The 24,165-nt window shown below is 69.1% G+C and carries 23 protein-coding genes; 16 read left to right on the top strand and 7 right to left on the bottom strand.

All coding sequences use genetic code 11. The features are described from left to right. Positions 1–3: 3 nt before the first annotated feature. Together H4W30_RS22990 and H4W30_RS22985 are read right to left on the bottom strand one after the other, a co-directional pair. Positions 4–657 carry a S1 family peptidase gene (locus H4W30_RS22990; RefSeq protein WP_192744749.1) on the bottom strand — a complete coding sequence of 218 codons (654 nt, stop codon included), beginning with the start codon at positions 655–657 and terminating at the stop codon, positions 4–6. Positions 658–972: 315 nt separating this feature from the next. After that, the gene (locus tag H4W30_RS22985) at positions 973–1,305 is read right to left on the bottom strand and encodes a hypothetical protein (RefSeq protein ID WP_126731301.1); all 333 of its coding nucleotides are present in this window, start codon (positions 1,303–1,305) and stop codon (positions 973–975) included. 269 nt (positions 1,306–1,574) lie between these two features. On the opposite strand from H4W30_RS22985, the gene H4W30_RS22980 reads away from it, so the two are divergent. After that, positions 1,575–5,270: a CARDB domain-containing protein gene (locus H4W30_RS22980; RefSeq protein WP_225949833.1), complete on the top strand. Its 3,696-nt coding sequence runs from the start codon at positions 1,575–1,577 to the stop codon at positions 5,268–5,270. Positions 5,271–5,318: 48 nt separating this feature from the next. Here the strand turns inward: H4W30_RS22980 and H4W30_RS22975 are convergent, their stop codons facing one another. Next, the gene (locus H4W30_RS22975; RefSeq protein WP_192744748.1) at positions 5,319–5,873 is read right to left on the bottom strand and encodes a TetR/AcrR family transcriptional regulator; all 555 of its coding nucleotides are present in this window, start codon (positions 5,871–5,873) and stop codon (positions 5,319–5,321) included. A gap of 97 nt (positions 5,874–5,970) precedes the next feature. Between H4W30_RS22975 and H4W30_RS22970 the strand changes: the two genes are divergently transcribed. The 5 genes from H4W30_RS22970 (at position 5,971) to H4W30_RS22950 (ending at position 9,974) form a co-directional block, all read left to right on the top strand. After that, on the top strand, positions 5,971–6,873 hold the full coding sequence (locus H4W30_RS22970; RefSeq protein WP_192744747.1) for an NmrA family NAD(P)-binding protein: 903 nt from the start codon (positions 5,971–5,973) through the stop codon (positions 6,871–6,873). A gap of 17 nt (positions 6,874–6,890) precedes the next feature. After that, positions 6,891–7,640 carry an aminoglycoside adenylyltransferase domain-containing protein gene (locus H4W30_RS22965; RefSeq protein ID WP_192744746.1) on the top strand — a complete coding sequence of 250 codons (750 nt, stop codon included), beginning with the start codon at positions 6,891–6,893 and terminating at the stop codon, positions 7,638–7,640. A gap of 79 nt (positions 7,641–7,719) precedes the next feature. Then, a complete protein-coding gene (locus H4W30_RS22960; protein ID WP_192744745.1) occupies positions 7,720–8,643 on the top strand; it encodes an alpha/beta hydrolase family protein in 924 nt (307 codons plus the stop codon). 45 nt (positions 8,644–8,688) lie between these two features. Then, on the top strand, positions 8,689–9,207 hold the full coding sequence (locus H4W30_RS22955) for a PadR family transcriptional regulator (protein ID WP_192744744.1): 519 nt from the start codon (positions 8,689–8,691) through the stop codon (positions 9,205–9,207). Then, entirely contained in the window at positions 9,204–9,974 is a 771-nt protein-coding gene (locus H4W30_RS22950; protein ID WP_192744743.1) for an alpha/beta fold hydrolase, read from the top strand. Before H4W30_RS22955 ends, H4W30_RS22950 begins: the two co-directional genes overlap by 4 nt. On the opposite strand, the gene H4W30_RS44545 is transcribed toward H4W30_RS22950, so the two are convergent. The 3 genes from H4W30_RS44545 to H4W30_RS22935 all read right to left on the bottom strand — a co-directional run bounded on the left by H4W30_RS44545 (position 9,916) and on the right by H4W30_RS22935 (position 11,793). Further along, a complete protein-coding gene (locus tag H4W30_RS44545; protein ID WP_318780648.1) occupies positions 9,916–10,884 on the bottom strand; it encodes a S66 peptidase family protein in 969 nt (322 codons plus the stop codon). The two genes, H4W30_RS22950 and H4W30_RS44545, sit on opposite strands and share 59 nt — an antisense overlap. Positions 10,885–10,896: 12 nt before the next feature. Continuing rightward, positions 10,897–11,292, bottom strand: a complete 396-nt coding sequence (locus H4W30_RS22940; RefSeq protein ID WP_192744742.1) for an ATP-binding protein — start codon at positions 11,290–11,292, stop codon at positions 10,897–10,899. Positions 11,293–11,367: 75 nt separating this feature from the next. Continuing rightward, a complete protein-coding gene (locus H4W30_RS22935; protein WP_192744741.1) occupies positions 11,368–11,793 on the bottom strand; it encodes a RidA family protein in 426 nt (141 codons plus the stop codon). Between the two features lie 92 nt (positions 11,794–11,885). Here H4W30_RS22935 and H4W30_RS22930 point away from each other — a divergent pair, with 92 nt between their 5' ends. The 3 genes from H4W30_RS22930 (at position 11,886) to H4W30_RS22920 (ending at position 15,214) form a co-directional block, all read left to right on the top strand. Next, on the top strand, positions 11,886–12,362 hold the full coding sequence (locus tag H4W30_RS22930; RefSeq protein ID WP_192744740.1) for a MarR family winged helix-turn-helix transcriptional regulator: 477 nt from the start codon (positions 11,886–11,888) through the stop codon (positions 12,360–12,362). 103 nt (positions 12,363–12,465) lie between these two features. Further along, entirely contained in the window at positions 12,466–13,008 is a 543-nt protein-coding gene (locus tag H4W30_RS22925) for a hypothetical protein (protein ID WP_192744739.1), read from the top strand. Between the two features lie 331 nt (positions 13,009–13,339). Beyond that, complete coding sequence (locus H4W30_RS22920; RefSeq protein WP_192744738.1) at positions 13,340–15,214, top strand: Calx-beta domain-containing protein; 1,875 nt, start codon at positions 13,340–13,342, stop codon at positions 15,212–15,214. 53 nt (positions 15,215–15,267) lie between these two features. On the opposite strand, the gene bla is transcribed toward H4W30_RS22920, so the two are convergent. Further along, entirely contained in the window at positions 15,268–16,158 is an 891-nt protein-coding gene (bla, locus tag H4W30_RS22915; protein WP_192744737.1) for a class A beta-lactamase, read from the bottom strand. A gap of 75 nt (positions 16,159–16,233) precedes the next feature. Here bla and H4W30_RS22910 point away from each other — a divergent pair, with 75 nt between their 5' ends. The 7 genes from H4W30_RS22910 to H4W30_RS22880 all read left to right on the top strand — a co-directional run bounded on the left by H4W30_RS22910 (position 16,234) and on the right by H4W30_RS22880 (position 24,147). Then, a complete protein-coding gene (locus H4W30_RS22910; protein ID WP_192744736.1) occupies positions 16,234–17,115 on the top strand; it encodes a LysR family transcriptional regulator in 882 nt (293 codons plus the stop codon). After that, the gene (locus tag H4W30_RS22905; RefSeq protein ID WP_192744735.1) at positions 17,112–18,014 is read left to right on the top strand and encodes a serine hydrolase; all 903 of its coding nucleotides are present in this window, start codon (positions 17,112–17,114) and stop codon (positions 18,012–18,014) included. The genes H4W30_RS22910 and H4W30_RS22905 overlap by 4 nt, the downstream gene beginning before the upstream one ends. 63 nt (positions 18,015–18,077) lie before the next feature. Further along, positions 18,078–18,533, top strand: coding sequence for a flavodoxin family protein (locus tag H4W30_RS22900; RefSeq protein ID WP_192744734.1), 456 nt, complete (start codon positions 18,078–18,080; stop codon positions 18,531–18,533). Between the two features lie 10 nt (positions 18,534–18,543). After that, the gene (gene ppk2, locus H4W30_RS22895; protein ID WP_225950137.1) at positions 18,544–19,539 is read left to right on the top strand and encodes a polyphosphate kinase 2; all 996 of its coding nucleotides are present in this window, start codon (positions 18,544–18,546) and stop codon (positions 19,537–19,539) included. 262 nt (positions 19,540–19,801) lie between these two features. Continuing rightward, positions 19,802–21,571, top strand: coding sequence for an alpha/beta hydrolase (locus H4W30_RS22890; RefSeq protein ID WP_192744733.1), 1,770 nt, complete (start codon positions 19,802–19,804; stop codon positions 21,569–21,571). Positions 21,572–21,746: 175 nt separating this feature from the next. Continuing rightward, a complete protein-coding gene (locus H4W30_RS22885; protein ID WP_192744732.1) occupies positions 21,747–22,664 on the top strand; it encodes a helix-turn-helix transcriptional regulator in 918 nt (305 codons plus the stop codon). Positions 22,665–22,770: 106 nt separating this feature from the next. Then, positions 22,771–24,147 carry an MFS transporter gene (locus H4W30_RS22880; RefSeq protein WP_192744731.1) on the top strand — a complete coding sequence of 459 codons (1,377 nt, stop codon included), beginning with the start codon at positions 22,771–22,773 and terminating at the stop codon, positions 24,145–24,147. Positions 24,148–24,165 lie beyond the last annotated feature (18 nt).

Genomic DNA, 24,165 nt, shown 5'->3' with positions numbered 1-24,165 from the left:
ACCCTAGACGCCCGAGGTGTCGCGGATCCAGGTGCGGTTCGCCGAGATGCCGGTGTGCGTCGAGGTGTCCACCTTGTTGCCGGCGATGTGCACGCCGACCTGCTTGCCACCGACGAAGACCGGGCCGCCGGAGTCACCGCCGTTGGTCAGCCCGTCGCCCCGCCGGGCCTTGATCAGTCCATTCGCGACACTGCTCACCGTCATCCTGGCGACCTTGAGATAACGCTGCAGGTCACCGTCTTCGTTGTAGCCCCAGCCGTAAACGTGTTCGGTGTCGCCGACGGCGACGGAAGTCCCGAGGGACGCGTACGTCGTGCTCACCGAACGGTCGAGCCTCAGCAGCGCGATGTCGGCGCCGCTGGAGGGGGTGTGGATGGCGGTCACCACGGCGTACGTCCCGGCCCGGTGGTCGACGTCGCCCACCCGGACGGAGTAGCCGGCGCCGGGTTCGTCGACGCAGTGCTCGGCCGTGAGGACCCAGCGGGCGCTGATGATCGAACCGGAGCACCACTGCTGCCCGTTCTGCTCGATCATGGCCGCCCACGGGCCGGACCGGGCGTATTCGCCGTCGATGATGGGGGCCGCGACGGCGGCGGGAGCGACCGTCGTGAGCCCGGCGGCGCACAGCAGGGCGGTGAGAAGACCTCGGATGCGCATGAATGCCTTCCAATGCAGGGGAATCGGGGAAAGGAATGGGGAATCGGCAGGTTCACCCGTTCACGGCCGCGGCGGATCACCGGGGATCGCCCGGCCGGATCCGATCTCGGTTTTCCCATGCTAGGCAGGCGGATACGACGGTCGATAGCGACTAAAGACGGGAACCGGACCAGCGCTTTCGGCACGTGAGTGCCGATGGCACCGATGGGTCACGGGGGCCTTCGTGGCTTGCTGATCCTCGAAGTACGTGAAGGCCCCCTTCACTGCGCTAGACGCAATGAAGGGGGCCTTCACGTACCACGAGCTACTTCGCAGTCATCGGTGACGTAGCAGTTCCTCGGCGAGCAGGATCGTCCGCTCCGACAGCGTGACGGACAAGCGCTCGACCGATTCGCCGATCCGGCCCGCCTCCCGGCGCACTCCTTCGCCCGCGGGCACGCTGTGCCGCTCGGCGAGGCCCGCGAGCCTGCTGCCGGAGACCAGGACCAGATCGGCGAGCCGCTCGCCCAGTTCGGTCAGCCGGTTCGCCGTCCGGCCCGCCCGGCGCGCCACGAGGTCTTCGGTCTCGCGTCGCAGCTCCCGGACCGCGCACCTGGACTCGTTCGCCGTCCCGGTGAGCGCGGACCTCAGGGTTTTCGTCACGTCCATCAGGGATCGACCTCCACGCGGCTAGCCTGCGCTCAGTGTACAGCTGTACACCGGACGTTCGGAATACGCGATCTCGCCGGGAACAAAAGATGCCGAATCTTGGAGAACGCACGTAAGCGGTGCGCTCGATCAGTGGTCGCTCGAGGTGAGACCACGGGAGCAGTCGCAAAATTTCTGAAACATGTCTACTTCTTGCATTTTGTCTCCGAGTTGTTGCATGCTCGTACGGCTCTGGCTCCTCCCCGCCGTCTCAAAGAAGAGAAGACGCCATGACACGTATGCGCCTGTCCCGGCTCATCGCCGGTCTCCTGGTCACGGGGCTTTCCGTCGCCGGGCTCTCCCTCGCTTCCGCCGCGAGCGGCCCACCACCCGATCCCGTCGCCGGCCCCGTTCCGGCCGCGCTCGCCGAAGTGCCGTTGACGCGCACGGTGTCGGCGAGCAGCGCGCTGCCCGGTTATCCCGTCGCGAACGCCGTCGACGGAAACCAGGAGAGCTACTGGGAATCCGCCAACAACGCGTTCCCGCAGTGGATCCAGGCCGACCTCGGCGTGGCGAAAACCCTCTCGCGGATCGTGCTGAAACTGCCCGCGGGCTGGGAATCCCGCACCCAGACGCTGGCGGTGCGCGGAAGCACCGACGGCGCGGCGTTCACCGACCTCGCCGCGCCGGCCGGCTACGCGTTCGCTCCCGGCACCAACACCGTCACCATCCCGATGACGTCGTCGGCCCGCTACGTGCGGCTGCAGGTCACCGCGAACTCGCGGTGGCCCGCCGCGCAGCTCTCGGAATTCGAGCTGTACGGGCCGGACACCGGCGACACGCAGGCGCCGAGCGCGCCGTCGAATCTCGCGCTGACCGAGCCCGCCGCCGGTCAGATCCGGCTGACCTGGTCGCCCTCGGCGGACAACGTCAGCGTCTCCGGCTACACCGTCTATCGCGACGGGACGCCGGTCACCACGATCACCGGCACCACGTTCACCGAAGCCAGGCCCACGGGGACACGGGTCGAATACTTCGTGCGTGCCAAGGACGCGGCGGGCAACGAATCCGGCGACAGCAACCACGTCGTGCGCTCCGGCACGAGCGCGGGCGCGAACCTGGCGGCGGGCAAGCCGATCGAGGCGACGTTGACCGTCCATTCGTTCGTCGCGGCGAACGCCAACGACAACAACACCGCCACGTACTGGGAATCCGCCGCGGGCTACCCGAACGCGCTGACGGTGAAGCTCGGGGTCGACGCGGACGTCGACTCGGTCGTGGTGAAGCTCAACCCGGACGCGATCTGGGGCGCGCGGACACAGAACTTCGAGGTCCTCGGTCGTCCGCAGGGGTCCACCGCGTTCACCGCGCTGTCGGCGCGAGCCGACCACCGCTTCGACCTGGCCACCAACCAGAACTCGGTCGTCATCCCGGTCAGCGGACGCGCTTCGGAGGTGCGCCTCCAGTTCTTCGCCAACTCCGGTGCCCCCGGTGGTCAGGTCGCGGAATTCCAGGTGATCGGCACGCCCGCGCCGAACCCGGACCTCGTCGTCACCGGCACCACCTGGACGCCGTCGAACCCGACGGAGACCAGCAGGCTCGCCGTGTCGGCGACGGTGAAGAACACCGGCACCGCGAACGCGGCCGCCACCACCGTGAACGTCAGTCTCGGCGGCACCGTCGTCGGTGACGCGGCGGTCCGGGCGCTCGCCGCCGGCGAGTCCGCCACGGTGACCGTCGACGCGGGAACGCGTCCACAGGGGACCTACACCGTGGCCGCCACCGCCGACCCCGCGGGCACGGTGGCCGAACAGGACGAAACCAACAACACCTACACCTCGCCGACGTCACTGGTCGTCGCGCAGGCACCGGGGCCCGACCTCGAGGTCATCGGCATCACCTCGAACCCGCCCAATCCGGCGGCCGGTTCGGCGGTGTCCTTCACCGTCGCGGTGCGCAACCGGGGCACGAGCGCCGCGGGCACTTCGGTGACGCGGCTGGCCGTCGGTGGCACCACGCTGACCGGCGCCACCGGTGCGATCGAAGCGGGCGCGACGGCGAACGTCGCGATCTCGGGGACGTGGACCGCCGCCGACGGTGGCGCGACCCTGACCGCGACGGCCGACGCGGACGGCACGGTCACGGAGACCAACGAGTCCAACAACAGTCTCTCGCGGGCGATCGTCGTGGGCCGCGGCGCGGCGGTCCCGTACGTCGAATACGAGGCGGAAGCCGCGCAGTACCAAGGACAACTGCTGGAAGCCGACCCGCTTCGCACCTTCGGCCACACTAACTTCGCGACCGAATCCTCTGGCCGCAAATCCGTGCGGTTGGCGAATCAGGGGCAGTACGTGGAGTTCACATCGGCGAACCAGGCGAACTCGATCGTCGTGCGCAACTCCATTCCCGACGCCCCCGGCGGCGGCGGTCAGGACGCGACGCTCAGCCTGTACGTCAACGGGACCTTCGCGCAGAAGCTCACGTTGTCGTCCAAGCACAGCTGGCTCTACGGCAGCACCGACGATCCCGAAGGCCTGACCAACACCCCGCAGGCCAACGCGCGACGGCTGTTCGACGAGTCGCACGCGCTGCTGTCCCGTTCGTATCCGCCGGGCACGAAGTTCAAGCTGCAGCGGGACAGCGGTGACAACGCGGCCTTCTACATCGTGGACCTCATCGATCTGGAGGAGGTCGCCCCGGCGTCGGCGAAGCCCGCGAACTGCGTGTCGATCACGGAGTACGGCGCCGTGCCGAACGACGGGAACGACGACTCGGCGGCGATCCAGCGTGCGGTCACCGACGACCAGAACGGCGTGATCGCCTGTGTCTGGATCCCGGCCGGGCAGTGGCGGCAGGAGAAGAAGATCCTGACCGACGACCCGAACGTGCCCAACGGCGGCGGCCAGTACAACCAGGTCGGCATCTCCAACGTGACGATCCGCGGCGCCGGTATGTGGCACTCGCAGCTCTACTCACTGATCGAGCCGCAGAACGCGGGCGGTATCAACCATCCGCACGAGGGCAACTTCGGGTTCGACATCGACAAGAACACGCAGATCTCCGACATCGCCATCTTCGGTTCCGGCCGGATCCGCGGCGGGGACGGCGGCGCGGAAGGCGGCGTCGGTCTCAACGGCCGGTTCGGCACCGGCACGAAGATCACGAACGTGTGGATCGAGCACGCCAACGTCGGCGCGTGGGTCGGCCGGGACTACAGCAACGTCCCGGCGCTCTGGGGCCCGGGTGACGGCTTGGAGTTCAGCGGGATGCGGATCCGGAACACCTACGCCGACGGCATCAACTTCACCAACGGCACCCGGAACTCGAAGGTGTTCAACTCGTCGTTCCGTACCACCGGTGACGATTCGCTCGCGGTGTGGGCGAACCAGTACGTGAAGGATCCGTCGCAGGACATCGCGCACGACAACGTGTTCGCCAACAACACGATCCAGCTCCCGTGGCGGGCCAACGGGATCGCGATCTACGGCGGCTACGGCAACAAGATCGAGAACAACATCGTCCACGACACGATGAACTACCCGGGCATCATGCTGGCGACGGATCACGACCCGTTGCCGTTCTCCGGGGAGACGCTGATCGCGAACAACGCCCTGTACCGCTGCGGCGGCGTGTTCTGGGGCGAACAGCAGGAGTTCGGCGCGATCACGTTCTTCGCGCAGGGCAAGGACATTCCCGGGGTCGTGCTGCGGGACACGGAGATCCACGATTCGACCTACGACGGTGTCCAGTTCAAGACGGGCGGCGGCGTCGTGACCGCGGCCCTCAGCGGCGTCAAGATCGACAAGTCGAACAACGGCGCGGGCATCCTCGCGATGAGCGGCGCCCGCGGCAGCGCGACCTTGACGAACGTGACGATCACGAACTCCGCGAACGGTGACGTCGTCCGTGAGCCGGGGTCGCAGTTCGTGATCAACGGCGGTCCCGTGCCGGCGGTGGTCTCGTCGGGCCGTCGCGGTACGCGGTAGTCCGGAAGGTGTTGCGGGGGCCGGAGCGGGTGACCGTTCCGGCCCCTTTCACGTCCGGCCGGTCACTCCCGCCACGGCCAGCCGGAACAGGCGGCCGGCCTGTGCGGCGGGATCCGGGTGCTGCTCGGTGGCCAGGACGATGCCGACGATCAGCGTGATGAGATCGGCGACGGTGACCTCCGGCGCCACCACACCGTCCCGCGCGGCTCGCCGCAGGAGCGGATCCCCGGCTTCCTCGATGGCGGCGGAGCACGAGTTCTCGTGCGTGGGGCCGTCGTAGGAGAGCGCGGCGGCCAGGCCGCGGGCGGAGACGCAGTAGGCGACCACCTCGTCGAGCCACGTCAGGAGCGCCTTCCGGCTGTCGTCCTCGCCGGTCAGTTCGGCGGCGCGGGTACACAGCGCCGCGATCCGGCTCGCGGAGACCGCTTCCAGCAGGGCACGGCGGGTGGGGAAGTGGCGCCGGACGGTCGCCGAGCCGACGTTGGCGGTCCGCGCGATCTGCTCCAGGGAGGCGCCGGAGCCGTGGGCCGCGACCTCCTCCTCGGCGACCGCGAGGATGCGCGCGTAGTTGCGCCGTGCGTCGGCACGCAGGCCGTCGGACATGTCTTCACCTCGGAGTTTGCGTAAGTGGCGGGCCCCGCCATATTGTAGCGGACGATAAGTGGCGGGCCCCGCCATTTAGTCGACCGAAGGAGTCCCCATGTCCCCAGCACCCGTTTTGGTCACCGGCGCCACCGGCAGGCAGGGTGGTGCGACCGCCAGGGCCCTGCTCGCGGCCGGTGTTCCCGTCCGTGCGCTGGTGCGCGACCCGGCCAGGGCGAAAGCCGTCGAAGCGCTCGGTGCCGAACTCGTCGTCGGCGACCTCCACGACGTCGATTCCGTGATCCGGGCGGCCAAGGGAGCACGCGCCGTCTTCTCGGTACAGATGCCGGGCATCAGTGCCGAAGGTTTCGACTTCGACGGCGAGGTGACCCAGGGCGTCAACCTCATCGAGGGCGCGCGGGCGGCCGGGGTGCCGCAGTTCGTGCACACCTCCGTTTCCGGCGCCGGCCAGCACGTCGAGGCGGACGGATGGGCCGAAGGCCGCTGGACGTCGATGGAGCCCACGCTGGGCGCCAAGGCCGCGATCCAGGACCGGCTCCGTGAAGCCGGCTTTCCCCAGTGGACACTGCTCAAGCCGGGCTTCTTCATGGAGAACTTCCTGCCCGACATGAAGTTCCTGTTCCCGCGCGGGGTGGACGGCGGACTGGTGAGCGTCATCAAGCCGTCGACGTCGCTGTCACTGGCGGCCGTCGACGACATCGGCACCGCGGCCGCCGCGGCCATCGCCGAACCGGAGCGGTTCACCGGGGTCGAACTGGAGCTGGCGAGCGACTTCCTGACCATGGCGGAGATCGCCGAAGTCCTGTCCGGTGTGCTGGGCACCCCGCTGACGGCGCCGGAGATGACCGTCGAGCAGGCGGTCGCCGCCGGGATGCCGCCGATGGGTGCCTCGCACGAGTGGCTGAACGTGGTCGGCCAGCCGGGGCGTCCGGAATTCGCCCGTGAGCTGGGCCTTCCGCTCACCGGATTCGCGGAGTGGGCGCGAAAATCCCTTGCGTAGTACGTGATCGTCGAGGCATGCGCATCGAGCCTCTGCTGGACCATCTCGACCGCGAGGATCCGGGCGGTGTCCTCGGGCTGTATCTCTACGGCTCCGCCGTGGCGGGCGGGCTCAGGCCGGACAGCGACGTCGATCTGCTGCTGATCACCCGCCGCTCGCTCGGCGAATCGGAGCGCGCCGCGCTGGTGTCCTTGCTGTCGCGGGTTTCGGGATGGCGTGGCCACGCCACCCGATTCCCCGGCGCGGCGGGCCGCCGCCCGATCGAGTTGACCGGGATCGTGGCCGGGGACAGGCCGTCGCGCCGGGATTTCCAGTACGGGGAATGGCTGCGGGAAGACTTCGTCCAAGGTGGGCTTCCCCGGCCCGCGGAGGATCTCGACGTCGTGATCCTCGTGGCCACCGCCCACGCGGCGCATCGCGTCCTGCGCGGCCCCGCGCTCACCGATCTCCTCGATCCGGTGCCGCGGGGCTTGCTCCGCGACGCGGCGCTCGGCGTCGTCCCCGGTCTGCTTTCCGAGATCGAAGGCGACGAACGCAATGTCCTGCTCACCCTCGCGCGCATCGTCGTGACGGTCGAGACGGGCGCGATCGTCTCGAAGGACGTCGCGGCGGCGGCCGTGGCGCCGACGCTCGACGGTGACGGACGTGCGCTGCTCGAACGTGCGCGAGCGGGCTACCTCGGTACGGCTGCCGACGACTGGACCGGGCTTTCGGCCGAGGTGGGCTCGCTCGCGCGCACTCTCGCGGACCGGGCGAGGGGTGTTTGACAAAGCGGAACAGTGCTCCGTATGTTTGTGGAACAGTGCTCCGCTTAGCGTGGAGCCGTCTCACAAGGGAAGAATCACCATGAGCACCCCAGTGATCTCGATCGCCCCGGTGACGCTGCCGACCCCGGATCGTGCGGTGGATCTGCAGGTCCGGGTCTCCGCTCCGATGTCCGGTGGCGGGTTGCCGATCATCCTGCTGTCGCACGGACAGGGCCCTTCGAACCACCTCTCGTCGCTGAACGGCTATGCCCCGCTCGTGAACTACTGGGCGGCGCACGGATTCGTCGTTCTTCAGCCCACCCATCTGAGTTCCAGGACTCTGGATCTGGGTTCCGCTCACCCTGAAGCGCCGCTGTACCAGCGGTCGCGGGCCGAGGACATGATCGCGATCCTCGACCGGCTCGACGAGATCGAAGCCGCGGTACCGGGTCTGCGCGGCCGGGTCGACCGGGGCAGGGTCGCCGTGGCCGGGCATTCGATGGGCGGGCATACCGCGAGCCTGCTGCTCGGCGCGCGGTACACCGAGCCCGGGGACGGCACGGTGGTGAACCTGGCCGAGCCCCGCGTCTCCGCGGGAGTGCTGCTCGCCGCGCCCGGTCGCGGCGGTGACGCGGTCACCGAGTTCGTGGCGGAGAACTACTCCTTCTTCGTCAGCACCGATTTCTCCACGATGGCGACGCCCGCTCTCGTGGTCGCCGGCGACAAGGACTCCTCGGCGCATCTGACGGTCCGCGGTCCGGAATGGCATACCGATCCGTACTTCCTCTCGCCGGGGCGCAAGACCCTGCTCACCCTGTTCGGCGCGGAGCACGGTCTCGGCGGGATTTCCGGCTACGACGTCGCCGAGACCACGGACGAGAACCCGGAGCGAGTGGCCGCGGTCCAGCGGCTCACGGCGGCTTATCTCCGCAGCGAGCTGTATCCGGGCGATTCGGCCTGGCAGGAGGCGGTCGACGCGCTGACCGCCGGGGCCGATCCGGTCGGGCGGGTCGAATCGAAGTAGTGCAACTAGTTGACAAGTCTCATAGGGGACTAGTCTACTAGTGGCATGGTTCTCTCCCGCCTCATCCTGGGGTTGCTCGCCCTCACGCCCATGACCGGCTACGACCTCAAACGCCATTTCGAGTCGACCGTCGGGCACTTCTGGGCGGCCGACAAGGCGCAGATCTATCGCACCCTCGCCCGGCTCGTCGCGGACGGGTTCGCCGAGGTCGAGAAGGTGGCCGGCTCAGGGGCGCCGGACCGGCAGGAACACCGCATCACCGCCGCGGGGCGGGCGGCGCTCGCCGAGTGGCTGGCGAGCGAGCCCGAGCGGCACGTCGAACGCGATCCGTTTCTCGCGCGGGTGTTCTTCGGTGCGGATCTCGACGACGACGCCTTCCGCTCCCTCCTGGCGGCCCGCCGCGAGGCGACCCGGGCGCGGCTGGAGCGATTCGAACGGACGCGGGCCGAGGCCGACGCGCCCGACCGGGCGGCCAGGCTGCGACTGTCCACACTGGACTATGGAATCGCGAACCTGCGCGTCGAACTGGACTGGCTCGACGCGCTCGAGAAGGAGCTCGCGTGAACACGTTCCCCGAAGTGCATTCCGCCGGGACGGCCACGACGGAGCGGCCGGTGGTGCTGTTGCACGGCGGCAACGTCGCGAACTGGATGTGGGAGCCGCAACTGTCCGCGTTCGAGGACCGGACGGTGCTCACGCCGGATCTGCCGGGTTTCGGCGAACGGGTCGGCGAGGACTGGCCGGGGCTGGACGCGGTGGCGGACGACGTCGTCGCGAGAGTGACCGGGCACGGCGTCGACGGCCCGTTCGACCTCGTCGGGCTTTCCCTCGGAGCGCTCACGGCGCTGCGCGTGCTGGCGCGGCACCCGGACCGGGTGAACTCGGCGTTCCTGACCAGCGCGCCGCTCACGCCCGCCGGTGCCGGGATGCGCTTGTACTGCGCGCTGCAAGCGGCGCTCTCGCGAGCCCGCTGGTACTGGCGCGCACAGGCGGCTGTCTTCGGGCTCCCAGAGGACAGCCGTGCCCGGTATGTCGAGCACGGTCTCTCGGTGCGCCGCGAAACCGCGTCCGCGATGGCGGCCGACGTGTGTGCGGGCGGGGTGCCCGCCGACCTGCGTCGTTATACCGGGCCGCTTCTCGCGATAGCGGGGGAGAAGGATTCCTCGGCGGTGCGACGCTCGCTCTCGGAAATCGCGCGGGCCGCGCCCCAGACGCGGTCGCGGCTCGCGCCGGGGATGCACCACATCTGGAACGTGGAGGATCCGGAGCTGTTCAACGAAGTCCTTCGCACTTGGCTCGGGGGAACCGTGGATCCGCGTCTTCTGAGCTGACCGCCGGTTCGACGCTGAGCGTGCCCGCGGCCGTGTCCAGTACGGCGAGCGGTCCGAGCGGAAGGGAAAGCGGGTCCGCGCCGTGCCCGACGTCGATGCCGCCGAGTACCGGAACGCCCAGTGAGCCCAGACGGTCCTTGAAGACGTCGACGAGGGTCCAGCCGCGATCGGTGTAGTCCTCGAAACCGGGGAACCGGCCGAGCGCGATCCCTCGTACGCCGTCGAGCGCGCCGGATCGGATCAGCTGGGTCAGCTGGCGGTCGATCTGCCCCAGGCCGATCGTCCGTTCGGCTTCGAGGAAAAGGATGGTGCCCGCCAGCGACGGCAGGCCGGCGCCGACCGCGTGGGCGACGGTGCCGAGGTTGCCGCCGACGAGGTCGCCGGTGGCGGCGCCGGGCACTTCGGCCTCGACGGTCATGGCCCGCGGGTCGCGGTGGAGGACGGCGGGCTCGCCGTCCATCAGCAGCCGACGGGTGGCGGCCGCGGAACGGGGACCTGCCAGGAAACCGTGGATCCCCGCCAGCCCGCAGTGCCGCCAGAGCGCGAGATGGAGGGCGGTGATGTCGCTGAAGCCGACCAGCGGTTTGGGATCGGCCCGGACCGCGGCGAAATCGAGGTCGTCGGCGATGCGGTACGCGCCCGCGCCGCCGCGGGTGGCGATCACGGCGCGGACGGCCGGGTCGCGGAACGCGTCGTCGAGATCGGCCAGCCGGTCTTCGTCCCGGCCCGCCATGTAGCCCCAGCGATCGAGCGCGTGTGTGCCGATTTCGACGACCAGTCCCCAGCTTTCGAGGACCGCCGCGGCCTCGGCGACCAGCTCGCGACTGGGGAAGCTGGCGGGGGAGACGAGGCGGACGTGATCACCCGGCCGTGGGGCCGGCGCGACCACGGTGCCGCGTGAGGCTGTCACCGGATGATCGTGTCAGAGCACCGGGATCTCCGCCCACACCGTTTTGCGTCCCGCGCGGGCGATCACGCCCCACCGGGCGCTGATCGCCTCGACCAGTGCCATCCCTCGCCCGCGGGGGCTCGTCGGATCCGCTTTGGTCACGCGGTACGGCCGCAGGCGCGGCCGATGGTCGTCGACTTCGACGCGGACGACGTCCCGGCCCGAGGGTACGGAGACCCTGAGCTCGGCGACGCCGTCCGCGTGTTCGTGCGCGTTGGTGACCAGTTCCGTGGTCAGCAGCTCGGTGTCCGCGATGGTGGTGCGACCGACCTCGGTCAGCCGCTCTCGCAGCCAGGCACGGATCTCCCCCAAAGGCGGGGCGATGCCGGCGGGGAATTCGTAAGCCTGTCGTGTTCTCGTGATACCCACGCGTTCTCCTTAGCGGGTTTCCCAGCTTGGCCAAGAGCATGGGCGCGGTAAGGGAGTACCCAGGGAGCGCGGGGTTCACACGCGGGAACTCCCGGCGATCGCGGTGACCCTGATCTCGACCCGCATCCCCGGCGCGCCGAGGGCCGGGACGCCGATCTCCGTCCAGATCGGCGCGCGGTCGCCCATGTGCTCGCGGAACTGCTCGACCATCACGCGGTTGTGGGTCTCGCCGAGGAAACCGGGGGTCTCCGGGACGTGGTAGGAGTTCACGGAGATGACGTCGCGCCAGGTGGCGCCCGCCGTGGCGAGGGTCCGCTCGACGTTCTCGAAGGCCTTGACGATCTCCTCCTCCAGCGATTCGGGGAAGTTCAAGTCGTCGTCCCAGCCGCCCTGTCCCGAGATTTCGACACGATCACCGACGCGCACCGCCTGGCTGTAGCGCATCACCTTCAGTTGCCGGTCGCCGTATCCGGGCGTGGCGAAGAACTCCGGCTGGGTCATGGTGGATCCTCTCGTTGACTTCATGCTTGAAGTCAAGGTAGCACGATTTGACTTCACGTGTGAAGTAACCGGCTTCTGGGTAAGGTTCCGCCATGGCCGCCCCGGACCCCGACGAAGCGCTCTGGCTGAACCCTGCCGAAAAGGAGGCCTGGACCGGGCTGGTCTCCCTCGTCCTTTTGCTGCCGGGGCGGCTCGAGTCGCCGCTGCAGCACGACGCCGGGCTGACGCTGTTCGAGTACCTGACCCTCAGTCATATTTCGGAGGCCCCGGACCGGCGGCTGCGGATGAGCGAGCTGGCCTACCTCGCCAACGGCTCGCTCTCGCGTCTGTCCAATGTGGTCAAACGCTTCGAGCAGCGAGGCTGGGTGGAGCGGATGCCGGATCCCGCCGACGGCCGGTACACGCTCGCCATGCTCACCGACGACGGCTACCACGTGGTCGTGGCGGCCGCGCCCACGCACGTCCGTTCGGTACGGGAGCTCGTCCTCGACCCACTGACCGTGGAGGACCAGCAGGCGCTGGCCCGGATCGCCGCCAAACTGCGGACACGGCCCGCCGACCTCGCTTAGGTACTTCGAGGCGGGCGATCGTGCGCGCGAAGGTACCTTGTGCCCGCGCTCCGGACTCTGGTCCTCTGACAGGGTTCAGTTCACACGAAGAGGGGGAACTCTCGTGTTCAAGAAATTATTCGCCGTCCTGTCGGTGTTTTCGATCGCGCTCCTGGGTTTCGCGGGAACCGCGCAGGCCGGGATCGTGCAATGGTCCGACGGTTACGAATCGAACCCCCATGGCGTATGGGAGCGGGGAATCCAAGGCGGTGACGGTCATTCCTGGTTCGACATCGGCATGGGAGTGGCCCGGACCGGCAACAACAACGGCTGGCTCTTCGCCGACAACGGATGGTCGGCGATGAGGACCCCGAAGTCGCTCGGAAGTTTCCCGTCGAATCGATCGAATTGCGCCGCCGCGATCCACGCCGACCCGGTAGGCGGCGGGGCGAACATCGGCCTCGAGATCTGGGATCCCAACGGCTGGCGGAAAATCTCCCACACGGTGAAGTGGATCGACGACCGGGCGGGCTATCAGCTCATCACACTGCCCAATCTCAATCTGAACGGCGTGGGTACGGTCTATCTCCAGCCGATCTACGGCAACAACGGCGGACCGGCGAAGTACATCCGCTTGGACGACGCGATCATCCAATGCGTCTACTGACCGAGGTCTCGCCGAGGTATCGACCGTTGCGACATTCGGTGCTTATTCGCCGTTGAATTCGGGTTTCCGTCCGGCGAGGTGTTCACGGAAACGCCGAAATCTTCGGCCCCTTTCACGCTGAAGAGTGAAAAGTGACGAAGCCCCGTCGGCCGGACGGCCCAATGCGGACCTGGTCCGCGTAGCCCGGATTCGCGGTAACAGCCCGTTGGGCGCCTTGACTCAGGGCGCCCGGGTGAATCCGGCGTCCGCGCTAACGAAAAACGAGATATTCCGTCTTCTCCACCGAGCCCACAGGTATTCCGGCCCCGGCCGGATCTCGAAAGGGAAGTCCATGTCACGAAGACCATTGCTCGTCGTACTGGCCGCCGTTTCGGCGATGCTCGCGTCCACCGCGGTCGCCGCCGCGGCTCCGCCGGGAGTGGACCCGGCCACGCTCGACCTCACCTTGAACGCGGGGCAGAGCACGACCGTGACCAAGAACGTGACGACCTCGGCAGTGCCGCCGAATCCCGATCTCGTCCTGCTCGCCGACACCACGGGCAGTATGGGCGGGCCGATCGGCAACGTGCGGTCGAACGCCGGCACCATCACCGGTGACGTCCTCGCCGCGCAGCCGACCGCGCGGTTCGGTGTCGCCGAGTACAAGGACTTCACCGACTCGGTGCCGTTCAAGGTCAATCAGGGCATCACCGGGGACACGACCGCCGTCCAGGCGGGGATCGACCAGTGGGTGGCCACGGGCGGCGGGGACACGCCGGAGGCGAACCTGAACGCGCTCTACCAGCTGGCCACCGGCGCGGTCGCCTTCCGGCCGGACGGTACCCGCATCGTCGCCTGGTTCGGCGACGCGCCGTCGCACGACCCGAGCGGCGGGCACACCCTGGCCCAGACCATCGCGGCGCTGCAGGCGGCGAAGATCCGTGTGGTCGCCGTCAACGTCGGCGCCCTCGACGCCACGGGCCAGGCCTCCGCCATCACCTCGGCCACGGGCGGGGTGCTGCTGAACAACGTCCCGGCCGGTCAGGTCTCCCAGGCCATCCTGGACGGCATCAAGTCCATCGAGGTCACGGTGACCCCGAAGGTGACCAGCTGCGATCCGCAGCTCACCGTCACCAACTCCCCGGGCAGCGTCACGGTGGCCAGCGGCGGCGTCGCCACGTTCACCGAGACGATCTCGGCCGCCGCCGGTGCCGCTCCCGGCACCTACCAGTGCGTCGTCGACTACCAGGTCGACGGGGCTTCGCGGGGATACCTCGAGACCACGACCGTGCGCGTGCTCGGCCTGAGCATCAACGACGTGAGCGTCGGCGAAGGGTCCGGCGGTGCGCAGGTGCCCGCCACGTTCACGGTGTCGCTGCTCGGCGGCCCCAGCCCGAATCCGGTGACGGTCCAGTACGCGACCGCCAACGGCACCGCGTCCGCGCCCGCCGACTACGCGGCGGCGAGCGGGACGGTCACGTTCGCCCCGGGGCAGACGACCAGGCCGGTGACCGTCCTGGTCAACCCGGACACCGTCGACGAGCCGAACGAGACGTTCACGGTGAACCTGTCGGCCCCGTCGGGCGCCGGTCTCATCGACCCGACCGGGGTCGGCACGATCGTCGACGACGACCGTGACGGTGTCTTCTCCTGCACCGGCACCGCGGCGAACGTCCTCGGGGTGACCGCGGCGCGGGCGAATCCGGCGAACCTGCCCTGTGCCGACGACAGCAGCACTGTCGCCGCCGCGACGCTCAACGCCGGCCTGATCAAGGTCGACACCAAGGTGCTGACCGCGTCGACCGATCTCACGCCGGACGACCAGTCGGCGGCCCCGGCCGCGGGCGATCGCGCGCTGGCGTCGGCCAAGATCGACAAGACGGTGATCAGCACGCTCGGGCTGACGGTCGAACTCGGCGTGATCCAGTCGCAGGCGACCGCGACCTGTCAGCCGTCGCCGGGCGGGCTCGCCCCGGTGCTGGCGGGCAGTTCGAACGTCGCCTCGCTGAAGATCAACGGTGAGTCGATCACCGTGGGCTCGGCGCCGCTGACCATCCCGCTGGTCATCGGTTCGCTGAAGCTCAACGGCCAGACCGTGGCGAACGGCGTGGTGAAGCAGCAGGCCGTCGCGCTGGACACCGCGCTCGCGAAGATCGTGCTCGCGGAGTCCCAGGCCGACGTGCACGGAACCGCGGCGCATCCGGCGGGCAACCCCTGCCGCCGCTGAGCCGCTGAATCCCGCCGGGACGGACGGAACCTCGTCCGTCCCGGCGGGTTCGTTCAGGGAAGGGCTTTCACGGCGGCCGCGGTGGCGTCCGCCAGGAGCTTGTTGTCGATCTCGGCGTCCTTCTCGGACCGGTCGGTCAGCACCGAGATGACGATCGGCGCCCGGTTCGGCGGCCATACGACCCCGATGTCGTTGCGTGTCCCGTAGGACGCCGTCCCGGTCTTGTCGGCGACGGGCCAGCCGGGCACCCCGGCGCGGATGTTCTGGTCGCCGGTGGTGCTGCTCCGCATCATGTCGACGAGGATCTTGCGTTTGTCCTCGGGGAGGGCGTTTCCGAGGGCGAAGGCGCGCAGGCTCACGGCGAGGGCACGCGGGGTGCTCGTGTCCCGGGTGTCGCCGGGGAAGGTGTCGTTGAGTTCGGGTTCGATCCGGTCGGCGTGGCTCGTGGTGTCGCCGATCCCACGGAATACCGTGTTGAGCCCTTCGGGGCCGCCGAGTTCGCGGAAGAGCAGGTTCCCACCGGTGTTGTCGCTGTACCGGAGGGTCGCGTCCATGACGGCGCGCAGCGGCATCCCCGTCGCCACGTGTTTCTCCGTGACCGGTGAGTTCACGACCAGGTCTTTGCGCTCGTAGGTCACCGTGCGGTCCAGTTCGGCGACCGGTGTCCGCTGCAGGAGACCTCCGGCGCTGAACACCTTGTGCGTCGAGGCATAGGCGAACCGCTCGTCGGCGCGGAAGGCGACCTCGCGGCCGGTCGCGGTGTCCACCGCGTACACCCCGAGCCGGGCGCGATAGCTGCGTTCGAGCTGTTCGAAGTCGGCGCGCCCGGTCGCCGCGACCGGAGTAGCGGCCGGCGGCGGCGCTGGAGCAGGTGTGGAACAGGCGGCGAGTGAAGCGACCGAGAGCGCCAGCAGGGCGGCCCAGCGGCGAGAAGTGACGGACATGCACGCAGTCTGTCCGGCACCGATCATGCTGTCCAAGACACGAATGACCTCTTTCATGCGTTATCGGCATAGTATGTGGTCGTGGACCTGATCGGGAGCTGCCGGGCGTTCGTGAGTGTGAGCGAAGCCGGGACCTTCACCGCGGGAGCCGCGATCGCGCGCATCCCGCAGCCGGTGGCGAGCCGCCGGATCGCCGCGCTGGAACGGCATTTCGGCGAGCGGCTGTTCGACCGCTCCACCCGCCGCGCCGTGCTCACCCCGTTCGGCCGCGACATGCTGCCGTCGGCGAAACGGCTGGTGGCGCTGGCCGACGCCATGGAGCACGACGCGCAGCGCGCCAAACTGCGGCCGATGCGGCTGGCGATGCCGGACACCTGCACCGTCCGGGAGCTCGCCGAACTCGACGCCGCGGCGCGAGCGCTGGACGTCTTCCTGGAGTTCCGGCAGGCGCCACCGGGAGAGCGCGCGGAACTCGTGCGCACCCAGGAGGTCCGCGCGGCGCTCACCGCCGTTCCCGCCGAAGAGGGCACCTGGACGGTGCCGCTCGGGCTGGCGGGCGGGGGCAGGCCGCGGGCGGGCGCCCTCCACCTGGAAACGCTGCGCGTCGGCCGGTCCGGCCGGTCGCCCCGCCGGGTCTGGATCCAGCCCGAGGACGACGTGCCGCATATCCGGGATCGCCTCTTCCGCGTCCGTGATTCGGTGGGCCTGCGGCCCGCGCAGGTGTCCGTCGCCGACGCGCTCACCGCGGCCGCCGCGGCGGTGTTCGGTTCGGACGATCTGCTGCTCTGCTCGGCGGCCCAGGCCACCGGCCTCGGCCTGAACTGGCGGCCGATCGGCGAGCTCCGGCTCGCGCGTGGCTTCGAGATCACGGCGGGGCCCGGCGAGGACGCGCAGCGGCTCCGGGCACGATTGTGGCCGGACATCGCCCGGTGTCTCGGCGCGGAGGAGACGACATGAACACGGAGACCCTGCTCCTCGGGTTGCGCGCCGAACTCGACGACGGCGGCCTGCGCGGTTCGTTCCTCGTGCGTGATCTGCGGACCGGTTACGAGATCGGCATCGACTCGGACCTGGAGTTCCCGAGCGCCTCGCTGGTGAAGATCCCGCTCGCTGCGGCGACCCTGGAACGGATCCGTCGGGGTGAACTGGACGGCTCCGCACCGATCGACGTCGAGCCGGGACGGGCCACCGCGCCGGGACCGACCGGGCTGACGCGGTTCCGGCATCCGGCCAGGGTGGCGATCGACGACCTGCTCTACCTGACGATGGCCATCAGCGACGAGACCGCCGCGGACGCGCTCTTCGCGCTGACCCCACCCGCCGAGGTCACCAGGATGACGCGCGAATGGGGCATTTCCGGGATCACCGCGCGGCATCCGGCCGCGGACCTCAGTGACACGCCCGCCGAGCGGTTCGCCCCGGCCGATGTCCACCTCGCGCACGCGCTCGCGATCAACGCGGGTACCGCCGGGCGGGGTCATCCCGTTCCGCAGCTCGACATCACCCGGGCGAGTTCCGGTTCGGCCCGGGCGTTCGTGAACCTCCTCGAAGCGCTGTGGAAACCGTCCAAAGTGGACGAAGAGGTCGCAGCGCGGGTGCGTGAGCTCATGGGACTGAACCTGCTGCGTCAGCGGCTCAGCCCCGATTTCGTCTCCGACGCCACGAAATGGTCGTCGAAGACCGGCACGGTGCTGAACCTGCGGCACGAGGTCGGAGTGGTCGAACACGCCGACGGCGGGCTGTACGCGATCGCCGCGCTGACCGGATCCCGGGTGCCCGCCGCGATCCAGCCGGAGGCCGAAGTGCTGATGGCCCGCGTGGCGCGGGCGTTGCGGGATCACCTGCGCGAAGGGTGACGTCACGTTCTTCGCGGCTGTCCGGTTCTCAAGGGGGAAGGACCGGCGAAGTGGAGGATCGGCATGAAGGTCGTCATCGTGTGCGTTTCGGTGTCCCACGGCAATACGGCGAGGATCGCCGAAGTGCTGGCGGGGGTTCTCGACGCCCGAGTCGTCAGCCCCGAGGAGATCGGCCCGTCCGACCTGGATTCGTGTGACCTCGTGGGTTTCGGCTCGGGGATCTTCGGCATGGACTTCCATCCGCGGTTGAGGCGGTTCGTCGAGGAGATGCCGTCGAAGCGGCGGAGGAAGGCGTTCGTGTTCACCACCAGCGGGCTGCCCGAACCGCCGTTCCGGCGCTACACCCGTCGTCTGGCACGGTCGCTCCGCCGCAAGGGCTTCGACGTGGTGGGCACGTTCTCGTGCCGGGGTTTCGACACCTGGCTCCCGTTCCGGCTCGTCGGGGGTATCGCCAAGAACCGGCCTGATACGGCAGATCTCGAAGCGGCGCGAAGGTTCGCCGCCGGGCTCGGTGGGTGACGCACCGTGTTTGCGCGCCGCCCGGTGTGGGTATCAGCGGCGCGTGCTCGATCATTCGTACTTCCCGGAACTGAGAGACCAGCGTCTCGTCGTCGACTACGACGACGCCGACGACCCGGTCCTGCTCCGCCCCGACGGATCGCCGATCGACACGTGGCGGGAGAACTATCCGTACCCGACGCGGATGTCGCGCGAGGAATACGACGTCGTGAAACGGTCGCTGCAGATCGAACTGCTGAAACTGCAGTATTGGATCAAGGACACCGGCGGGCGCATGGTGATCCTGTTCGAGGGGCGCGACGCGGCGGGCAAGGGCGGCACGATCAAACGGTTCACCGAACACCTCAACCCGCGCGGCGCGAGAGTGGTGGCGCTGAGCAAGCCCACCGAACGCGAGCAGGGGGAGTGGTACTTCCAGCGTTACGTGAACCACCTGCCCACCGAGGGCGAGATCGTGCTGTTCGACCGGTCCTGGTACAACCGCGCCGGCGTCGAACGGGTGATGGGGTACTGCACGGACGAACAGTACGAGCGCTTCATGCGGCAGGCCCCGACGTTCGAGGAGATGCTGGTCGACGACGGGATCGTCCTCGTCAAGCTCTGGTTCTCGGTGTCGAGATCCGAGCAGCGGACCCGGTTCCTCATCCGGCAGGTCGACCCGGTGCGGCAATGGAAGCTGAGCCCCAACGACATCAAGTCGCTCGACCGCTGGGACGCCTACACCGAAGCGAAGGTCGCGATGTTCCGGTCCACCGACACGGAGATCGCGCCGTGGACGGTGGTCAAGAGCAACGACAAGAAACGGGCGCGTGTCGAGGCGATGCGCAGCGTCCTCGCCCGCGTGGACTACGCCGACAAGGACGAGGACGCCGTCGGCGAACCGGATCTGAAAGTGGTCGGCGCCGCGGCGACCCTGCTGGAGGAGGGGGAGGACGAGTCGTCGCTCAGCCCGACCCCGATCGCGCCGTCGCCGGACCCCGACCACGGACCCGGCCTGCATCCGTGACGGAACGCGTAACTCGCGTGATCAGAGGCGCAACTCGCGTGTTTGAAGGCGTAACTCGCGAGTTACGCCTCTGATCACGCGAGTTACGTGTCTGATCACGCGAGTTACGCGGTGTCGAGATCCTGCCATGTCGGGTATCCGCCACCTTCCGGCCGTGTGGCAGAGCTGATCACCCGTCTTAACTTCACGTAAGGACGTCGGGGGGCTCCTGTCGAAAGGGATCATGGTGATCAGTAGTACGAGAAAGACGCGGAGGGGCACGGTGGCCGTGGTCGCCGGTGCGTTCCTGGCCTCCGGCCTGGTGCCGGCCCCGGCCGCGGGCGCGGCACCCGCGGTCAAGGCCGATCCGGACACCGCGGCGCTCGCCGGCGCGCTGACCAAGCAGGCCGTGGCCTGGGGCGAGTGCTCGTTCCCCTCGGTCGCGCCGGCGACGGAAGCCGAACTGAAGAAGGTCAAGGGCCTCGCCTGCGCCACCGTCCAGGTGCCGCGTGACTGGCACAACCCGCAGGACGGCAACACCATCGGTGTCCGCGTCTCCAAGACCGCGACCGCCTACCCCGGCACCGGCAGGCAGGGCATCGCGCTGGTCAACCCCGGCGGGCCCGGCGGCGAAGGTCTCCCGTGGGGCGCCGCGATGGCGATGCGCAGCCCCGTGCTGGCCTCGCAGTACGACTTCGTCGGTTTCGACCCCCGCGGCGTCGGCCAGAGCACCCCGCTGACCTGTAGCTACACCGTTCCGGACAGCACGGATCAGAACGTGATCAGCCGGGCGAAGGTCGAGGGCTGCCTGAAGAACCCGCTGACGAAGTTCATCACCACCGAGCAGACCGCGTACGACATGGACTTCATCCGGGTGCTGCTCGGGGAGAAGAAGACCAGCTACATCGGTTACTCGTACGGCACCTGGCTCGGTACCTGGTACGCCACCACGTTCCCGTCCAAGGCGCACCGGTTCCTGCTCGACTCGTCGACCGACGCGAGCCGCTCGACGCTGGAGAAGACCTGGGACCTCCAGCCGCGCAGCCGTGACCGCCAGTTCCAGGAGGCGCTGCTGCCCTACGTCGCGCGCAACGACGCCAAGTACAAGGCGGGCACCGATCCGCTCGAGATCCGCCGCAACTGGGAGAAGGCGGGCGGCACCCGGGAGTTCGCGGGCATGCTCTACGCCGCGTGGTTCATCATCCCGGCGATGTACGACACCAGCCAGTACCCGTCGGCGGCTTCCATGGTCGCCGCGCTCGCGAAGGGACCGGCGCCTGCCGGGACCGACGCGGAGAAGCTGGAGCAGGTCGTCGCGAAGGCGCTCGCCACTCCCGGGCTGACCGACGCGAACAAGGCGTTCCTGACCAAGGCCAAGGGCAACGCGCTGGAGGCCATCGCGAAGAAGGACTCGGTCGAGCGCAAGGCCTCCTACCAGGGTGGCGCCGAGGTCGAGACCTGGGACGCCGCGTTCGAGGCGATCCGCTGCCAGGACGGCCAGTGGAACCAGAACCTGCACTACTGGAATTTCTGGCAGGCCGATCTGACCGTGAACGCGCCGTTCATCGCGCCGATCATGGCCCTCTCGGGCGCGCCGCTGTGCGCGTTCTGGCCGACCCCCAACGCCAAGCCGGCGCCGGACGCCAAGACGTTCCCGAAGGTGCTGATCGCGCAGACCGAACTCGACGCGGCCACGCCGTACGAGGGAGCGCTGGCCACCGCGAACGGCCTGCCGGGCGCCAAGATGATCAGCGTCGACAACGAAGGCAGCCATGGGATCTTCCCGTACAACACCGACTGCGTCGACGACCCGATCGTCGCCTACTTCCAGACCGGGCTCACGCCGAAGAAGAAGTTCACCGGCTGCCAGGGTCTGCCGCTGCCGGGTGAGGACAAGACGGTCGAGGTCGGCGGTCACCTCGGGCACGACGGGAAGATCAAGATCAAGATGATCACGCCCCAGGTGCGCAAGGCGAACGAGATCGTCCGTGAGCTGCTGGAAGGCACCGCGACGCCGGAAGCGGACGAGAAGGGCATGCCCGCCAACGCCTAGTCTCCGACGATGTCGGCGAGAGGCTCCCGCGGCTCGCGGGAGCCTCTTCGGCATGATCCGTGACGGTTTTGTAATCGGTCCAGGCGCACGATCCGGCCGGTTTCCCCCTCAAGGACTGTGAGCCGTGACATCGATGTCGCGTCGATCGATCCTGGGGTGGGGGAGGAGAAGCGTCATGCTCGCCGAGTCGCGGGGCCTGTCGATGGAGGCTGAGCAGCTGTACCGGGCCCTCTTGGACGGGCGTCCGATCATGCCCGGCGCCGAGCTGGCGGAGCTGGAGCGGTTCGGCCTGATCCGGGCCGGCGCGTCCGGCGTCGAGGTATGCCCGCCGCGTGCGGCGCTGTCGGCGTTCGCGGCGCAGCACGAGGCCGCGGCGATCCGCGCGCGGGAAGCGGCCGAGGTGCTCGGCGCCGCCTATTCGCTGCGCACGGGCCGGGACGCGGACTTCGTCGAGGTGCTGCGCAGCCGCGACGAGGTGATCGCCACCTTCGAAGCCATGCAGACCCAGGCGGGTGCCGACATCGTCGCGCTGGACCCGGGGTCGTACATGAGCCCGAAGGCCGAAGTGAGCACGGTACAGCCCGGTTCGATGGCGCGCGGCATCGCGTACCGCGTCGTCTACGACTCGTCCGTGCTGCAGCACGACGACGGATTCGCCCAGGTGCAGTCGAGTATCGCCCTCGGTGAGCAGGCCAGGGTGTTCCCCGGGCTCCCGCTGAAGCTGGTGATCGCCGACAGCAACCGGGCGCTGATCGCGGTCCCGAATTCCGACGCCGGTGACGTCCTCGCCCTGCTGATCCATCCGTCGATGCTGCTGAGCGCGCTGATCGAGTTGTTCGAATCCTTCTGGCGGATGGCCGTGCCCGTGCGGGCGGGCGGCCAGGACGACGCCGAAGCGGCGCGGGAACCGACCGTCGCCACACGCCGCCTGCTTGCGCTGCTGAGCGGAGGCCTGACCGACGAGGCGATCGCGCGCGAGCTCGGCATCAGCGAGCGTACGGTGCTGCGGCGGATCAGCCGGTTGCAGGAACTGCTCGGCGCGCGGACCCGCTTCCAGCTCGGAGCGCAGGCTTCGCGCCAGGGCTGGTTGTAGCGCGAGTGTGAGGACGGTGAGCGGGAATTGTCACGGGAGAGCGGGGTCGCGTCTCGTGAGTGGTAAGGACGGTTAGAACCGTCTTTGCCACTCACGAGGATGGACAATGAGAGCGACGCTGCTCATGATCGGGCTCGGGGCCTTCGTCACCACCCTCGACAACACGATCGTCGCGGCGGGCGCGCCTTCGCTCGCCCGGGAACTCGGGCTCGATCTCCCCACGCTGCAATGGGTGAGCATCGGCTACATGCTTCCGTTCGCCGGATTGCTGCCGGTCGCGGGAACGCTGGTGGACCGCTGGGGCCAGGCCGCGACCCTGCGGGCGGGGCTGCTCGTGTTCGGCGCCGGCGCGGCCGCCGGAGGGTTCGCCACGACGGCGTGGCTCGTGATCTCCGCGAGGGTGCTGCAGGGTGCCGCCGCGGCGTTCCTGGTCCCGGCCCTGCTCAGCCTGCTCCGCACCGATCTCGACGCGCGAAGACGGGCTTTCGGAGCGACGGTCTGGACAGCCTGCCTGGCGGCCGCCCTCGCGCTCGGCCCGACGCTCGGCGGGGCGTTGAGCGAATATCTGGGCTGGGGCTGGATCTTCTTCGTCAATCTCCCCTTCGTGGCGGCGATGCTGGCGCTGGTACGGAAGGTCGCCCTCGCGAAGCGTGACCCGGCGGCCGGACGACCTGCCGTGCGCTCCATGCTGGTCGTGACGACCGCGATGGTCCTGATCACCGCCGCGGTGGTCGAACCGAGCGCGGTACTCGGTGCGGTGGGGACGGCCTTCGCGATCTGGTTCCTGTTCAGGGAAAGACGCGCGCGTGTGCGACTGATGCCGAAGGAGCTGACCAGAACGAGGGTCTTCACCGGCGCGCTCACCGTGCAGCTGCTGTGGGGGCTGGGGGTTTCGGGGGTCTTCTTCTTCACGCCGTTGCTGCATCAGGAATCCCTCGGCCTCGGGCCGACGCTCGCCGGATTACCGCTGGTTGTGGTGGCCGTCGCGGTCGTCGCCGCCACGCCGCTCGTGCCCTGGGCAGTCCCCCGATGGGGTCCACATCGGACAGTCGCGGCCGGGCTGGCCACGGTGGCCGCCGGACTGCTGGTGATCGCCGCGGTCAACCATCTGCCGGAAGTGCCGCCGAGGATTCCCGGGCTGGTGCTGATCGGCGCCGGATCGGCCCTGACCACGCCGCTGACCTCGTACGCGCTGGAAATCGTCGCGGAACGGCACGCGGGCACCGCCTCCGGACTGCTCACCGCGTCCCGTGAACTGTCGAGCGCGCTGGGGGTCGCGCTGATCGGGGCCGTGCTGTCGGTGGTCCGCACCGCCCGGCTCGACGAGGGCGCCCCGGCCGCGCTGGCCGACGGCTACACGGCGGGGCTGCTGACCGCGGCGGCGCTGCAACTCGCCGGAGCGCTCCTCGCGCTCCGGCTCCTGAACCCCCGAAGTTCGTGCCGAAGTGACAAGGAGAGCACCCCCTTTCTCACGTCCCCGTGAGCACGTCCGCGCTTCCGG

This window comes from Amycolatopsis roodepoortensis (genome assembly GCF_014873915.1).
Taxonomy (GTDB): Bacteria; Actinomycetota; Actinomycetes; order Mycobacteriales; family Pseudonocardiaceae; genus Amycolatopsis; species Amycolatopsis roodepoortensis.
Note: the sequence above shows the minus strand (reverse complement) of the source record. Positions and strands in the feature narration are given on the sequence as shown.